General features: G+C 69.9%; 17 protein-coding genes. 13 read left to right on the top strand and 4 right to left on the bottom strand.

Translation table 11 applies throughout. The annotated features are described in order from the left end of the window. Positions 1-172: 172 nt before the first annotated feature. From tig to thiL, 5 genes are all read left to right on the top strand, one after another. Positions 173-1,591, top strand: coding sequence for a trigger factor (gene tig / locus LBC97_13365; protein ID MDR2567014.1), 1,419 nt, complete (start codon positions 173-175; stop codon positions 1,589-1,591). A 224-nt stretch (positions 1,592-1,815) separates the two neighbouring features. Next, complete coding sequence (locus LBC97_13360) at positions 1,816-2,409, top strand: ATP-dependent Clp protease proteolytic subunit (GenBank protein MDR2567013.1); 594 nt, start codon at positions 1,816-1,818, stop codon at positions 2,407-2,409. Continuing rightward, on the top strand, positions 2,406-3,092 hold the full coding sequence (locus LBC97_13355; protein ID MDR2567012.1) for an ATP-dependent Clp protease proteolytic subunit: 687 nt from the start codon (positions 2,406-2,408) through the stop codon (positions 3,090-3,092). The genes LBC97_13360 and LBC97_13355 overlap by 4 nt, the downstream gene beginning before the upstream one ends. A gap of 156 nt (positions 3,093-3,248) precedes the next feature. Continuing rightward, the gene (locus LBC97_13350; GenBank protein ID MDR2567011.1) at positions 3,249-4,373 is read left to right on the top strand and encodes a D-alanine--D-alanine ligase; all 1,125 of its coding nucleotides are present in this window, start codon (positions 3,249-3,251) and stop codon (positions 4,371-4,373) included. Between the two features lie 5 nt (positions 4,374-4,378). Beyond that, on the top strand, positions 4,379-5,386 hold the full coding sequence (thiL, locus tag LBC97_13345; protein ID MDR2567010.1) for a thiamine-phosphate kinase: 1,008 nt from the start codon (positions 4,379-4,381) through the stop codon (positions 5,384-5,386). A gap of 158 nt (positions 5,387-5,544) precedes the next feature. Here thiL and rpmB read toward each other — a convergent pair whose 3' ends face one another. The 3 genes from rpmB to LBC97_13330 form a co-directional block, all read right to left on the bottom strand. After that, complete coding sequence (rpmB, locus tag LBC97_13340; GenBank protein ID MDR2567009.1) at positions 5,545-5,730, bottom strand: 50S ribosomal protein L28; 186 nt, start codon at positions 5,728-5,730, stop codon at positions 5,545-5,547. A gap of 207 nt (positions 5,731-5,937) precedes the next feature. Next, a complete protein-coding gene (locus tag LBC97_13335; GenBank protein ID MDR2567008.1) occupies positions 5,938-6,216 on the bottom strand; it encodes a ribbon-helix-helix domain-containing protein in 279 nt (92 codons plus the stop codon). After that, positions 6,213-6,473: a hypothetical protein gene (locus LBC97_13330; GenBank protein MDR2567007.1), complete on the bottom strand. Its 261-nt coding sequence runs from the start codon at positions 6,471-6,473 to the stop codon at positions 6,213-6,215. Before LBC97_13330 ends, LBC97_13335 begins: the two co-directional genes overlap by 4 nt. 76 nt (positions 6,474-6,549) lie before the next feature. Here LBC97_13330 and LBC97_13325 point away from each other — a divergent pair, with 76 nt between their 5' ends. The 5 genes from LBC97_13325 to LBC97_13305 all read left to right on the top strand — a co-directional run bounded on the left by LBC97_13325 (position 6,550) and on the right by LBC97_13305 (position 11,370). Then, positions 6,550-9,042, top strand: a complete 2,493-nt coding sequence (locus tag LBC97_13325) for an ATP-dependent DNA helicase RecG (GenBank protein ID MDR2567006.1) — start codon at positions 6,550-6,552, stop codon at positions 9,040-9,042. A 1-nt stretch (position 9,043) separates the two neighbouring features. Beyond that, on the top strand, positions 9,044-9,823 hold the full coding sequence (gene rsmD / locus LBC97_13320) for a 16S rRNA (guanine(966)-N(2))-methyltransferase RsmD (GenBank protein ID MDR2567005.1): 780 nt from the start codon (positions 9,044-9,046) through the stop codon (positions 9,821-9,823). After that, positions 9,820-10,311, top strand: coding sequence for a pantetheine-phosphate adenylyltransferase (gene coaD / locus LBC97_13315; protein MDR2567004.1), 492 nt, complete (start codon positions 9,820-9,822; stop codon positions 10,309-10,311). Before rsmD ends, coaD begins: the two co-directional genes overlap by 4 nt. A gap of 319 nt (positions 10,312-10,630) precedes the next feature. Further along, a complete protein-coding gene (locus tag LBC97_13310) occupies positions 10,631-10,903 on the top strand; it encodes a hypothetical protein (protein MDR2567003.1) in 273 nt (90 codons plus the stop codon). Further along, entirely contained in the window at positions 10,900-11,370 is a 471-nt protein-coding gene (locus LBC97_13305) for a type II toxin-antitoxin system VapC family toxin (protein ID MDR2567002.1), read from the top strand. Before LBC97_13310 ends, LBC97_13305 begins: the two co-directional genes overlap by 4 nt. On the opposite strand, the gene LBC97_13300 is transcribed toward LBC97_13305, so the two are convergent. Beyond that, positions 11,344-12,321, bottom strand: coding sequence for a hypothetical protein (locus LBC97_13300; protein MDR2567001.1), 978 nt, complete (start codon positions 12,319-12,321; stop codon positions 11,344-11,346). The two genes, LBC97_13305 and LBC97_13300, sit on opposite strands and share 27 nt — an antisense overlap. A 278-nt stretch (positions 12,322-12,599) precedes the next feature. On the opposite strand from LBC97_13300, the gene LBC97_13295 reads away from it, so the two are divergent. The 3 genes from LBC97_13295 to LBC97_13285 all read left to right on the top strand — a co-directional run. Beyond that, positions 12,600-13,172 (top strand): YceD family protein, encoded by a 573-nt coding sequence (locus LBC97_13295; GenBank protein MDR2567000.1) that lies wholly within the window; start codon positions 12,600-12,602, stop codon positions 13,170-13,172. 2 nt (positions 13,173-13,174) lie between these two features. Beyond that, entirely contained in the window at positions 13,175-13,369 is a 195-nt protein-coding gene (gene rpmF, locus LBC97_13290; protein MDR2566999.1) for a 50S ribosomal protein L32, read from the top strand. A gap of 111 nt (positions 13,370-13,480) precedes the next feature. Beyond that, positions 13,481-13,992: ribonuclease III (locus LBC97_13285; protein MDR2566998.1), on the top strand; the 512-nt coding region annotated here is incomplete at its 3' end.

Genomic DNA, 13,992 nt, shown 5'->3' with positions numbered 1-13,992 from the left:
TCCAGGTGGAGCACGGCCCCGGCGGTCTGACCGCGTTCCGGGGCTCCCCCACGTCCCGGACCGCCTGGACGCCGCGGCCGTGTCTCCACTGCTGAGCGGATAGACTAGGCGGGCTCTATGCGCCGCCGGGCACAAGCGCGGCGCCAGCTAGTCATTCCCAGGAGAAATCGAAGTGAAAAGCGCCGTCGAATCGCTTGAGCCGACCAAGGTCAAGCTGACCGTCGAAATCGAACCGGACGACCTCAAACCCGCGCTGGAGCGGGCGTACAAGGAGATCGCGGGTCAGATTTCGGTCCCCGGCTTCAGGCCGGGCAAGGTCCCCGCCACCATCATCGACCGGCGGGTCGGCCGGGGCGCGGTGATCGAGCAGGCGATCAACGACTCGCTGAACGACTGGTACCGCAGCGCGCTCCAAGAGCACGACCTGGCGCCCATGGCCCAGGCGGAGGTGGACCTGTCCAAGCAGCCGGACCCGGCCGCTGCGGAGCCGGAGTTCGAGTTCACGGCCACGGTCGAGATCCGCCCGGAAATCGCCATTCCGGATCTGACCAAGGTCAAGGTCCAGGTGGGCTTGGCGCAAGCGAGCGACGAAGACGTGGACCGCCTGGTGGACGGGTTGCGGGAGCGGTTCGCCTCGCTCAAGACGGTGGACCGGCCCGCGCAGGACGGCGACTTTGTGACGATCGACCTCAGAGCCGAGATCGACGGCAAGGAGATCGACTCGGTGTCGGGGATCTCCTACCAGATCGGCGCCGGCAACATGCTGGAGGGGCTTGACGAGGCGCTGGACGGGCTTTCCGCGGACGAGGTCACCACCTTCAACTCGCCCCTGGCGGGCGGGGACCGCGAAGGCGAGGAGGCTCTGGTCACCGTCAAGCTGGACGCCGTCAAAGAGCGCGAGTTGCCCGTCGCGGATGACGAGTTCGCGGAGATGGCCAGCGAATTCGACACCATCGAAGAGCTGCGGGGCGACCTGCGCCGGGAAGCCGACCAGCAGGCTGAGCGCGACCAAATAGTCCAGGCGCAGGACAAGCTGATCGACCACCTGCTCGAGACGCTCGACTTCCCCGCCCCCGGCGGCGTGGTTGAAAAAGACGCCGAGGCCCGTCTCGAACGGGACGGCAAGTCGAAGGAGGACAAGGACGCGCTGGCGGAGTACAAAGCCGACTCGACCAAGGCGATCCGCACCGAACTGTTGATGGACGCCCTGGTCAAGCACTTCGAGGTGACGGCCGACCAACGCGAGTTGGTGCGGTTCGTGGTGCCGATGGCGCTCCGCTACGGGATTGACCCGACCGAGTTCTTGAACGCCGCCGTCCGGTCCGGCGAGCTGCCGCACTTCTACGCCGAACTTCTGCGCAACAAGGCCGCCGTCGAGGCGCTCAAACAGATCGCGGTCGAAGACGCGGACGGCCAGGCGATCGACGTCAAGGCCCGCCTCGCGGCGCCGGTGGTGGACCAGCTGGGGGAGGACCTAGCCGCGCTGGACGGCGACCTGCTCCAAGACGGCGACCTCGCGGACGACGCGCTGATCGAGGAAGTCGCCATCGACTTAGAGGCGCTCGCCCTGGGCGACAAAGAAGGCGCCTGACGGGCCCAAAGGCCAAACGTTGGACGATGCCGTTTGGGTGGCCAAACGGCATCGGGCAACGTTTGGGACGCCCCGGTTTCCACGCCCGTAGCGAAACGGGGTCGCGCCGGAAAGCAAGCGCGGGCCCGGCGCGTTAGGGTCGTGACTTGAAAAGACAACTCAACACTCAGGAGTCCGCAATGAGCTTGGAGTCCCCGACGCTGGCCGCGCCCGACGGCCAAGGCATGGGATTGAGCGATTCGATCTTCAACCGCCTGCTCAGAGAACGCATCATCTGGCTCGGCAGCGAGGTCCGCGACGAGAACGCGAACGCGATCTGCGCCCAGATGATGCTGCTGGCGGCGGAGGATTCGGAGCGCGACATCTACCTTTACATCAACTCCCCGGGCGGGTCGATCACGGCCGGCATGGCGATCTACGACACCATGCAGTACATCAAGCCGGACGTGGCCACGGTGGCGGTCGGAATGGCCGCATCAATGGGCCAGTTCCTGTTGTCCTCGGGGGCGAAGGGCAAGCGTTACGCGACCCCGCACGCGCGGGTGATGATGCACCAGCCATCCGGCGGGATTGGCGGCACCGCCACCGACATCCGGATCAACGCGCAGTTGATCTTGCACATGAAGCGCCAGTTGGCGGAGCTGATCGCCCAGCAGACCGGCAAGACGGTCGAGGAGATCAACCGGGACTCGGACCGGGACCGCTGGTTCACGGCCACCGAGGCGCTGGACTACGGCTTCATCGACAAGGTGGTGACCCATGAGGCGGTCGTCCGGGCCCAGTCGAAGAAGAAGGCCTCAGGGGAGGAGCAGTCATGACCGGCATTGACCCGCGCTCGACTTACGGCTCTTTGGCGCCGTTGGCCTTTGGCGGCCGCGCCGCGCCCACGCCCCAGGCCAGGTACGTGCTGCCCTCTTTCGAGGAGCGCACGCCCTACGGCTTCAAGCGGCAAGACCCCTACGCGAAGCTGTTCGAAGACCGGATCGTGTTCCTGGGCGTGCAGATCGACGACGCCTCGGCGGACGACATCATGGCGCAGTTGCTGGTGTTGGAGTCGCAGGACCCGAACCGCGACATCACCATGTACATCAACTCGCCGGGCGGCTCGATCACGGCTTTGACCGCGATTTACGACACCATGCAGTACATCACCCCGCGCATTCAGACGGTCTGCCTGGGCCAGGCGGCCTCCGCCGCCGCCGTGGTGCTGGCCGCCGGCACGCCGGGCCTGCGCCTGGCGTTGCCGAACGCCCGCGTCTTGATCCACCAGCCGGCTTTCGAGGGCGGCGCCTACGCCCAGGCCAGCGACATTGAGATCCAGGCCAACGAGATCCTGCGGATCCGCCAATGGCTGGAGGACACCATCGCGAAGCATTCCAACCGGACGCCGGAGCAGGTCCGGGACGACATTGAGCGGGACAAAATCCTGACCGCCGAACAGGCCCTGGAATACGGGATGATCGACCAGGTCCTGAAGTCCCGCAAGACGGTCGACAAGTAACCAAGAAACGGGGACGGTACCTTTTTCCGGCAAGCCGGAAAAAGGTACCGTCCCCGTTTCTTTGGGCAAAGGCGGGTCGCCGGCTCCCGGCAAACCCCTGACCGGCGCTGGCGCGGCAACCTCCCGGACACATGCCGACGGGTAGCCTTGATGGCGATGACTGAGACCCGCGCCCCGCGTATCCGGGTGGCCCTTCTGTTTGGCGGTCGCTCCGGCGAGCATTCGATTAGCTGTTTGACGGCCGGGTCGATCATGGAGGCGATCGACCGGGACCGGTTTGAGCCAGTGCCCATCGGGATCACCCGCGCGGGCCGGTGGTCGCTGGCCCCGGACGATCCGGGGCCGTTGAGGGCGGCGGACGGCCGCCTCCCCGAGGTTTCGGGCGAAGGCCCCGAGGTGCTGCCTCCCGCCCACGCCGGCTCCGCAGAATGGCGCCTGGTGGGCGGCGACGGCGCCCTCGCCCCCCTGGGTCCCATCGACGTGGTCTTCCCATTGCTCCACGGCCCGTTCGGGGAGGACGGGACCATTCAGGGGCTGCTGGAGCTGACCGACCAGCGCTATGTCGGGGCGGGGGTCCTGGCCAGCGCGCTCGGCATGGACAAGGGGTATGCAAAGTGCGTTCTGGAGGCCCACGGCCTGCCCGTCCAGCCTTATGTTGTCCTGGGGCCCGACCAGTCCCCGGCCGACGGCCTGGCCGCCTGCAGGATTGGGGAATTGGGCTGGCCGGTTTTCGTCAAACCGTGCCGGGCCGGCTCCTCGCTCGGCATCTCAAGAGTGGACCGCGCCGGCCAGTTGGAGGAGGCGGTCGAACAGGCGCGCCGGTGCGATCCGCGCGTCCTGGTGGAGCAGGCCGCCGACGGCCGGGAGATCGAATGCGCCGTGCTCGGGTCGCCCGGAGGCGGGGTGCCCCGGACCTCTCTGCCTTCGGAGATCGTGGTCAGGGGCGGCCACGACTTCTATGATTTCGAGGCCAAGTACCTCGACGCGGCCGGCGCGGATCTGCTGTGCCCCGCCGACCTGCCGCCGGACGTGCTGACGGCGGTTCAGGACATGGCGGCGCGCGCCTTCCGCGCGATCGGGGCGGAGGGCCTGGCCAGGGTCGACTTCTTCTACAATCCGACCGCCGCCGACCCGCTGGTGATCAACGAGATCAACACCATGCCCGGTTTCACCCCGATCTCGCAGTACCCGCGCATGTGGCTGGCCTCCGGCCTGAGCTACTCCGACCTGGTGGGGGAGCTGATCGAGCTGGCCCTGAGCCGCCCCGTCGGGCTCCGCTAGCCGCCGTGGACGAGGACGCCCTGATCGCGGCCCTCACCCGCGACCTGCCCCCGGGGGAGGGGGCCCTGCTGGGCCCGGGCGACGATTCGGCCGTCCTCGCCCTTGCCGACGGCCGCGCCACGATCAGCACCGACATCCTTGTCGAGGGCGTCCATTTCCGCTCCGCCTGGTCCGCCGGCTTCGACGTGGGCTGGCGGCTGGCCGCCCAGAACTTGGCCGACGCCGCCACCATGGGCGCCGTGCCGCGCTGGCTGGTGGTCGCCGTGGCGGGCCCGCCCGCCGCCCTGGGCGGCGAATGGGGGGCCGATTTCGCCCGCGGCCTGGGCGCTTACTGCCGCCGTTGGCGGGTCGGGGTGGTTGGCGGCGACCTGTCGTCGGCCCCGGTCTTGGTCGCCAGCGGCACCGTGGTGGGGGACTTGGAGGGCCGGGAGCCCGTCACCCGCTTCGGCGCCCGGCCGGGCGACGTGCTGGCGGTGTCCGATGCCGTCGCCACGCCTCCCGGCTCCACCCCCGTTTGGGCTTTGGGCGGCTCAGCGGCGGGGCTGGCCTGGCTGGCGGCCAAGGGGGAGGAATCCGAGCGGATTGCGGAGGAAGTTCTGGCGAAGGCCGCCGTGGCCGCCTACTTGCGCCCCGACCCGCCGCTTGACTTGGGCAAACGGGCGGCTCTGGGCAGGGCCACCGCCATGATAGACATTTCGGACGGGCTGGCCAAAGACGCGGGCCGGCTGGCGAAGGCCAGCGGGGTGCGGGCGGCGGTCGACCCGTCCAGCCCCGCGCTGGCGGGGTCCATGGCCCGGTGGGCGCCCCTGGCCCGGGCGCTGGGCGCCGACCAACGCGACTGGGTGCTGGCTGGGGGAGAGGACCACGCCTTCTTGGCCACGTTCCCGGCCGGGGCTGGTTTGCCGGGGGGCTGGCACGGCATCGGGAAAGTGTCGGAACCGGGCCCAAACGGACCGGGCGTGGAAATCGCGGGCTGGAACCCCCAAACTGCGGGCTGGGACCATTTCGCCTAACGAACGGGGACGTTCAAGCCAGGTGGACGGTTGGCTCGCCGGGAGCGCCTATGAGCCGGCGGGAGTCCGGACCTGGCTGGTGCGTTGAGCGTCTTCGGACGTGGGCGCAGTAAAAGGCCCGGACCCGCCTGAGGCGGTCCGGGCCAAATGAGTTGCGGCTAGCGGGTGACCTTGCCGGCCTTGATGCAACTGGTGCAGACGTTGAGGCGCTGCGGCGTCCCGTTGATCTTCGCCCGCACGCGCTGGATGTTGGGATTCCAACGCCGCTTGGTGCGGCGATGCGAGTGGGACACACTAAAGCCGAAGCCCGGCTTCTTGCCGCAGATTTCGCACTTGGCAGCCACGATGAAACTCCTGAAGGGTGTGGATTGGTCCCGCGCCAAGGCGCGGAGGCAACCTGGACATGCTAGCGCATCAAGGCGGGCCGTGCCCAACCGGCGGCCGGCGCGTTCCGGCATGGGTGTTTGACGTCGGCGGCGCCCAACCCCGCAGACGCCCGCTTGGCCGCGCGGATCGAGCGCGTCATCGGCCTGGGCGGCCATCTTGGGGCGTCAGGCCGCTGCCAGGCGGCGGTCGATGGCGTCCCGGATGAAGTCGCTGCGAGTGGTGCCGAGTTGGGCCGCGCGCGCGTCTATCGCGTCAACGCGGGCTTGGTCCAGGCGAATCGGCACAACCGCGGCCGCAGCTTCCCCGACTGTGGGCCTGCGTCCGCGCTTGCGCGGCAGGGAATCCAGTTGCTCCGGCTCGTATCCGCGTTCGGCCTGGCGGGCTGCCGCTTCGACCTCGGCCGCGCCGATCAGCCGACCCGTCGCCGTCCGGTATTCGCTCACTTGCTGTCACCTCCAGTGATCAGGCGGTAGTAGGACGCGCGGCATTTCATGGCGTGGACCACCAGCACGGCGCCGCCGTCCAGGTCGTAGCCCACCAGCTCGAGCAGGCGGCCGGCGGTGTCGAAGCCTAAGGCGAGCCACTTGTCGTCCTCGCCGTCCAGCGCCGTGACCGTCACCACCGCTCCGGCGAGCGCGGCGGCCGCGTCGCGGAGCGAGACGTCATGCCTGCGAGCAGACACCGTGAAACGCACGTTCATCAACAAACCGTAATACGCAATGCCTCGATTGTCCAGTCCGCCCACGGTGTCGGAGGGTCGTTATAGCCTGGCAGGCGTGGAAGTTTCCGTTGGGGTGGCCCGGCCGGCCGGACGCGCGGCGGCGTCGGTGGCGCCCAACTCCGCGGACGCCTACCTGGCCGCGCGGATCGAACGGGTCGTCGGCCGGGGCGGCAAGAAGCTGGCCGGGGCCGGCGTCAAGACCGTGGGCGACCTGCTCAGGCATTATCCGAAGCGGTATGACGATCCGCGCGTGCCCACCGACATGGGCGGCCTGCGCTTGGACGAGGTCGTCTCGATCAACGCCCGCGTCGCCTCCGCGTCGGTGCGGGAAATCAAAGGCGGCACCCAGTGGCTGGTGGCCGTCCAGCTCACGGACGGCGACCACCAACTGGGCCTGACGTTCTTCCTCAAGAAGTGGCACTTGGTCGAGTTCTACACGCGCCAGTACGTGGTCGGCCGGATGGGCCTGTTCACCGGCAAGGTCAGCCTCTACCGGAACCGCCAGCAGCTGGTCCACCCGGAGGTGGTCTGGGAGGACGAGTTGCGGGACCAAGACCCGCGCTTCCAGGACCGCCTGATCCCCATCTACCCGGCGGTGGCGGGCGTCCAATCGCCCCAGTTGCAGAGCGCCATCCGCACCGCGCTCAAAGCGTTGGGCGATGACGCTCCAACCGACCCGCTGCCGGAGGCGGTATTGGCCGCGCGCCAGCTGCCGGGCCTTGGGAAGGCGTTCTGGGACATCCACAACCCGGCCGGGCCCAGCCAGTGGCAGGCGGCCCGCCGCCGGTTCCGCTTCGAAGAGGCGTTCGTGCTCCAAACGGGGCTGGCGCGGCGCCGCCACCAGTTGGCGACCGGCGCGGCCGCCAAGCCCCGCCCCCTGCCCGGCACGGACCGCCCCGCCAGCCTGGTCGGGCGCCTCGACGCCGTGCTGCCCTTCGAGCTCACGCCGGCGCAGCGCCGGGCTGGCGAGAAACTGGCCGGCCTCCTGGCGACGGACCGCCCCATGAACGAGTTGTTGCAGGGCGACGTCGGCTCCGGCAAGACCGTGGTGGCGCTCAGGGCCATGCTCCAGGTGGTCGGCACCGCCGGTCAGGCCGCGCTCCTAGCCCCCACAGAGGTCCTCGCCACCCAGCACTACCGGACCATCGAGGAGCTTCTGGCCAGGTTGCCCGGTGGCGGCGCGGATGTGGCCGTCCGGTTGCTGACGGGGTCGGTTCCCGCCAAGGCCAGGGTTTCGCTACAGGGCGAGGTCGCGGACGGCAGCGCCCAAATCATGGTCGGCACGCACGCGCTGCTGGAGGAGAGCATCAAGTTCCGCGACCTCGGCCTGGTGGTGGTGGACGAACAGCACCGCTTCGGGGTTGAGCAGCGCGACGTCCTCAGAACCAGGGCGGGGGACCGGCCGCACCTGTTGGTCATGACCGCCACGCCCATACCCCGCACCGTGGCCATGACCGTGTTCGGGGACCTGGGCGTGACCACTTTGGGGGACGGCCCCCCCGGCCGCCCCGAGGTGGCGACCACCTGGGTCAACCCGAAGGAGCGCCCGCGCTGGCTGGACCGGGTCTGGCGACGCCTTGCAGAGGAGGTGGCGGCCGGCCATCGCGGGTTCGTCGTGTGCCCGTCGATCGAGCCGGGCGAGGTCGAGGCCGGTGCCGACTTGGTCCCCGACGACGCGCCGCGCCAGGGCGAACTCGCGTTCGCGGTGCCGGGCGCGCAAACGGTCCCGGCCCATTCGGCGCGGACGAGGCGCCGGGGAAGCGCCGCGCAGGCGGAGGCCGCCGGGACGGCGCCGGGCGCGTCCTTGGAGCCCGGAGGAACCGGCCGATCAGCCGGGGACGCCGGAGCCGAAGGCGGCCCGGCCAACGGCGGATGGGCGCAGGCGGGCCTGGCCGGCGCGGCCTGGGCGACCGGCGACAGCCAGCCGGGCGGCAAGCGGCCGCTCGCCTCGGTCAGCCAGACCCTGGCGGAGCTGCGGGCCAACCCGGCTCTGGCGGGGGTCAGGCTGGCGCCCATGCACGGCCGGATGACCAGCCAGGAGAAAGACCAGACCATGGCCGCCTTCCAGCGGGGGGAGGTCGACGTGTTGGTGGCCACCACAGTGATCGAGGTCGGGATCGACGTGCCGGAGGCCACCGCCCTGGTGGTCTTGGACGCGGACCGGTTCGGGCTGTCCCAGCTGCATCAGCTGCGGGGGCGCATCGGCCGGGGCAAGGATCCGGGCGTCTGCCTGCTGGTCTCGGAGGCGGAGCCGGACAGCGCCGCCGCGCGGCGCCTCGCGGCCATGGAGCAGACCCGCGACGGCTTCAAACTGGCGGAGGTCGACTTGGAGACCCGGCGGGAAGGCGAGATCCTGGGGGACAGCCAGTCCGGGCGCTCCTCGCTCAAACTGGTTCGCCTGACCACCGACCAGCCGCTGATCGCCGACGCGCGCGAGGCGGCCCAGGCGGTGGTGGGCGCCGACCCGGACTTGGCCGGGCATCCCGCGTTGAGGAAAGCCGTGGACGCCTTGCTGGCGGGCCGCGAAGACTACCTGGAACGGGGCTGAGATGGTTCGAATCGTGGCGGGCAGCGCGGGCGGGCGCTCGCTCAAGGTGCCGCCGGGCCTCACGCGGCCCACTTCCGACCGCGTGCGCGAAGCCTTGTTCTCGCTGCTCCAGGCCCGTTTCGGCGGGTCCCCAGGCTGGGCGACGCTCAGGGTCCTCGACTTGTACGCCGGCTCCGGGGCGCTCGCGCTGGAGGCCCTCAGCCGGGGCGCCGCCGCCGCGGCGGCGGTCGAATCCGGCGCGCAGGCCGTGCGCGCCATTAGAGCCAATGCCGCCGCGCTGGGGGTGTCCGGCAAGCTGGCGGTGGTGTCCGGGCGGGTTGAGAAACTCCTAGGCCGGCCGCCCCCCCGGGGGTTGCCCGCTCCCTTCGGCCTGGTTTTCGCAGACCCGCCGTATGACCTGCCACCGCCAGCGCTCGATGCCATGTTGACCAGTCTGGCCCAGGGGTCCAACCTCACCGGGGCCGGGCCGCGTTGGCTGGCGGACGGCGCCCTGGTGGTGGTTGAGCGCTCGGCGCGGACGGCCGCTCCCAGTTGGCCCGCGACCTGGGAGGATATTGGCGTGCGGAAATACGGCGAGACCGTCTTGCACTTGGCCGAGGCGCCGAGGGCGCGAGAGGGCGCCCCGCGGCCGCGTCCAACCGCCGCTGGCGGCTGCCGGGCGGCGAGCGCGGGCGGCGCCGCGTTTCTGGCAGGCGCCGAGCCAACGCAAGGCGTCCCGGATCCGAACGGCGGCCCAGAACCGAACGCCGCCTCAGAACCGAGCGAAACGGAGATCTCATGACGGACAGACTGGCGGTGGCGCCGGGTTCATTCGACCCGATCACTTTGGGGCACTGCGACGTGATCGCCCGGGCGGCGGGGTTGTTCGACCGGATCGTGGTCGGAGTTGGCGTCAACTCCGCCAAGCGGACGTTGCTGCCCGTGGAAACGCGAATCGCCTTGATCGAGGACAGCGTGGCGGCCCTGCCGTCCGTGACGGTGGCCCAAGTGCCCGGCCTGCTGGCGGAGTTCTGCCGCGACCTCGGGGCAGTGGCGATCGTCAAAGGCCTGCGTGGGGGCCACGACCTGGGGAAGGAAGAGCCGATGGCGCTGGTCAACAAGGAGCTCACGGGCATCGAGACGGTTTTCCTGCCGGCGGCCCCAAGCTGGGGCCACATCTCAAGTTCTCTGGTCAAGGATGTCGCGCGCCACGGCGGCGATGTCTCCGCCTATGTCACCCCGGCCGTCGCGGAGGCGTTGGCCCAGGCGTTCAGACGCCTCGCCACGTGACCGCCGAGGACGCCGAAGGCCCGGTTGTCGTTCACGCCATGCCAACCAGGAGAAAGCTCACGAGGTGGTTTCCGCGCCACGCAGCGTAGAGGAGATTCTTCAGAATGCCGCGGGCGCGCCGCCCGATTCGAGGCTTACGGGCCCGACGCCTCGGGCGAGGCCGCCCGCCAGCGCTATTCCCGCCTGGCGGCCTGAGCCGAGCGGATCTACGGCATGGACCTGAGCGGCAGCCCGTGTTTCGCGGCGGGCCAAGCCGTTCGGCCACGATCCGGCTACGGGCCCGGTGCCGTGCGCTAGATGCGCATGTTAACCTGATCATATGCGCACATTGACAAGGCGCGTGCACGTGCTGTTCGCGGAAGACATGTACGGGGAACTGGCCGCGCGGGCCGCCAGCGAAGGGCGGACTGTGGGGGCGCTCGTCCGCAGCGCCGTGGCGCGGGATCTCGCACGGGATGCGGGCGAAGCCGCTCTGGAGCGGTTGCTGGCCGCTGGCCACCGGTCCGAGGCCGGGGCGTCCGCCAGCCCGTTGACACTCAAGCAGTGGACACGGCACAAGCACGATTCCCACCTGCCGGGCTCCTCGCTGTGAGGCCGAGCGCGCTGCTGGACACGGCGGTGCCTTTGCTGGCGCTAGGCGGAGAGCACGCTTTGAAGCCCGCGTGCGTTAGGGTTTTGGAACTGGCGGCGGCACGGGCCTTCGATGCCGTCGCGTCGGTCGAGTTGGTCCAGGAGTTCGCCTTCCACCGCTTGCGCCGCCACGGCGACCCGTCCGGCGCGGCCGGGGAGGCCTCGGAGCTGTCGAAGCTGCTGCGATTGGAGCCGTTCGACCGGGCGGTCTTGGCGGAATCTCTGCGCTTGGCGGGCATCGGAGCCGCGCGCGGCCGCGACGCGGTGCATGCGGCCACGGCCCTCTTGCACGGGCTGGACGCCGTTATCACCCCAGACGGCGACTTCGATGGCATTCCGGGCCTCGTCCGGATCAGTCCGGCCGACCTCCCCGCGTGGATCGACGCGGGCGGCGGGACGGGTCTAGGTGGCGTGCGGCGCGGGGACTGACTCCTGGTTCCACGATAAGCGGGCGTTCAGCACCTCGCGCAGGCTTTGGAGGTGTTTCAGGGTCGCCGCGTCGGGCGCCGGGCCGCTGTCGGCGTCGGTTCCGTCCCAGCCGGGAGCGTCAAATCCGATGCTGGGCGCGACCACGGCGTACTCATCCCACACGCGCTGCCATTCGTCCTCTGGCGGGTTGGCGCCCAAGGCCTCCATCGCGTCGTTGAACGCTTGTTGCGCGGCCATGTCGAAGTTGGGGCACCGGTCCAGCAGCGCGTTTAGGTCGGCTTCGGTGATGCTCGCGGGCAAGACAGCCGTGGGCACGGTCCTGTCGCCGAGCACCGGCGCCGGAGGGTCCTTGACGCCGGGATAGCCGTTCTCGCGGGCGCATTGGGCCCATTTCGCGGCCGCCTCTGCCTCCCGCTGGTGTGTCCTGAGGATTTCCTTCGGATCGCCGGCGTAGGTCGAAGGCTGGTAGCCGGTCTGGTCCAGGCACTTTACAAAGGCGTCGGTGTGGTCGGTGGTACCGATGATCAGGTACCGCGCGTCCGGGTCCGGGCCGCCAAGCGCCTCCAACTCGCCTTCGCTGGCCCACGACATCGCGGCGGCCTGATATGGGTCGTGGGCCTTGACCAGGTCCGCGGCCGCGAGGCGGGCGGCTTTCCAGGCGGCCTCAGACGGATAGTCGCCGCCAATTTCACCTCCCCCGCCCCCCATGGAGATGACGACCAACTCGCCGTTGCCCACAGGTTCGACGTCCTTTTGGCCGTCAGGCGAGGTGCCAACCGAAACCGGCACACCGGCCTGTGTCAAGCAGTCGGCAAACTGGTCGGCGGTTGCGGCCTGCCTGGCCTCTTCCGGCCCGATCGGTGTGGGCTCGGGCTGGGCCGACTCTTTCGAGCCGCAGGCTGTCAAGATAGCAAGTGCCGCCAGGCCGGCGGCCAGACACAGCTTGTTCATCTTTTCCCCCAGTTCCGAGGCGGCGCCGCCGGCGTCTACCCGCCCGCGGTCAACCGCCGCTATACCTGGCCATGCTACCACGAATAGCGCGGTAATCGGCAAAGCGTGGTAGCGGCCGGTTGCCGCCCGCGCCGCGCGCCAGGCGCGGGCGGCCGCGCCATCGCGGAAGCGCGAGCCCGCGCGTTTGGGCGCGGCCGGGGCGTGCAGTAGACTGGCAGGTCGGTTCAGCCTGTCCGGCGGAGCCGTGACCTTTGCCGACCTCGAAAACATCCTGATACATGCCTGAACCAAGTGCTGCGTTAGCGCCGGAACTGACGTACTCAGTCCAATCGCTGAGCCGTCAGCCCGGCACGTCCAAGCAGGTGACGATTGATTTCGAGGCTCCGGCGGTGATCGGCACCCAGGTGATGGGCATTCCCGAAGGCCAACCGGTGAGCGTCGAGTTGTTGCTCGAATCGGTGCTGGAGGGGGTGCTCGCCACCGGGACGGCGCGCTCGACCGCGCGGGGTGAGTGCGGGCGGTGTCTGGAGGCGGTCGAACTGCCTGTCGAGGCGACTTTCCAGGAACTGTTCGAATACCCCGAGCGGACCTGGGCGGCGGCCCAGGCGGGCGGGTCGCGGGACGACGACCACTTCGCGGTGGTCGACGACCTGATCGACCTGAACGGCCCGGTCCGGGACGCGGTGGTGCTATCGCTGCCGTTCAGCCCGCTGTGCCGGGAAGACTGCGAGGGGCTGTGCCCCGAATGCGGCGCCCGGTTGGCGGACGAACCGGAGCACGGCCACCGGCTGGTGGATCCGCGCTGGGCCGCACTGGAAGAAATATTGGAAGACGAAAGAGAAGAGATTTAGCCGTGGCTGTTCCAAAGCGAAAGACCTCGCGGGCCAACACCCGGACCCGCCGCTCCCAGTGGAAGACCAGCGCGACCACGCTGACCACTTGTCCACATTGTGGCGCGCCGACACGACCGCACACGGCCTGCCCGACCTGCGGGACCTACAAGGGGCGCTACTACGCCGCCGCCGAGCGCAGCGAGTTTGAGGCCTAGTCCCATGCCCACCATGGTCGGCGGCACGCCGACCAGGCGCTGCGCCGCTCCGGCGGAGACGGCCGCGCCGGGCCGGGCGGCCGCCTGCCGCGACGGCGGGGCCGCACGCGCATGAACGAGCCGGCGGCTCACGGACCGGAGGCGGCCAGGCGGCTGGCGGACGGGCTTGGGGTCGACCTGGACCCCGAGTTGCTGGTGTTGGCGTTGACGCACCGCTCCTTCGCGCACGAGGCCGGCGGCATCCCCACCAACGAGCGGCTGGAGTTCCTGGGGGACTCGATCCTCGGCCTGGTGGTGACCGAGCACCTGTACCGCGCGCACCCCGATCTCCCCGAAGGCGAGTTGGCGAAGATGCGCGCGGCGACGGTCTCGCAACGGGCCCTGGCGCGGGTCGCGCGGGGGATCGGCATCGGAAACTATGTGTTGCTGGGCCGCGGCGAGACCACGACCGGCGGGGCCGACAAAGACTCGATCCTGTCCGACACGCTGGAGGCGTTGCTCGGCGCGGTCTACATCAGCCACGGCCTGGAGGACACCAGGGATGTGGTCTTGAGGCTGGTCGGGCCGACTCTCGAACGGGCCGCCCAACTGGGCGCGGGCCTGGACTGGAAAACCTCGCTCCA

Source organism: Bifidobacteriaceae bacterium, assembly GCA_031281585.1.
Taxonomy (GTDB): domain Bacteria; phylum Actinomycetota; class Actinomycetes; order Actinomycetales; family WQXJ01; genus JAIRTF01.
This window is presented reverse-complemented; position numbering and strand designations above follow the sequence as displayed.

Bases quoted from the DNA above. Each gene is read 5' to 3' on its own strand.
- coaD (MDR2567004.1), top strand. From the start codon at position 9,820: ATGACGGACAGACTGGCGGTGGCGCCGGGTTCATTCGACCCGATCACT.
- LBC97_13355 (MDR2567012.1), top strand. From the start codon at position 2,406: ATGACCGGCATTGACCCGCGCTCGACTTACGGCTCTTTGGCGCCGTTG.
- LBC97_13330 (MDR2567007.1), bottom strand. From the start codon at position 6,473: ATGAACGTGCGTTTCACGGTGTCTGCTCGCAGGCATGACGTCTCGCTC.
- LBC97_13310 (MDR2567003.1), top strand. From the start codon at position 10,631: ATGCGCACATTGACAAGGCGCGTGCACGTGCTGTTCGCGGAAGACATG.
- LBC97_13300 (MDR2567001.1), bottom strand. From the start codon at position 12,321: ATGAACAAGCTGTGTCTGGCCGCCGGCCTGGCGGCACTTGCTATCTTG.
- LBC97_13360 (MDR2567013.1), top strand. From the start codon at position 1,816: ATGGGATTGAGCGATTCGATCTTCAACCGCCTGCTCAGAGAACGCATC.
- LBC97_13350 (MDR2567011.1), top strand. From the start codon at position 3,249: ATGACTGAGACCCGCGCCCCGCGTATCCGGGTGGCCCTTCTGTTTGGC.
- LBC97_13295 (MDR2567000.1), top strand. From the start codon at position 12,600: ATGCCTGAACCAAGTGCTGCGTTAGCGCCGGAACTGACGTACTCAGTC.
- rsmD (MDR2567005.1), top strand. From the start codon at position 9,044: ATGGTTCGAATCGTGGCGGGCAGCGCGGGCGGGCGCTCGCTCAAGGTG.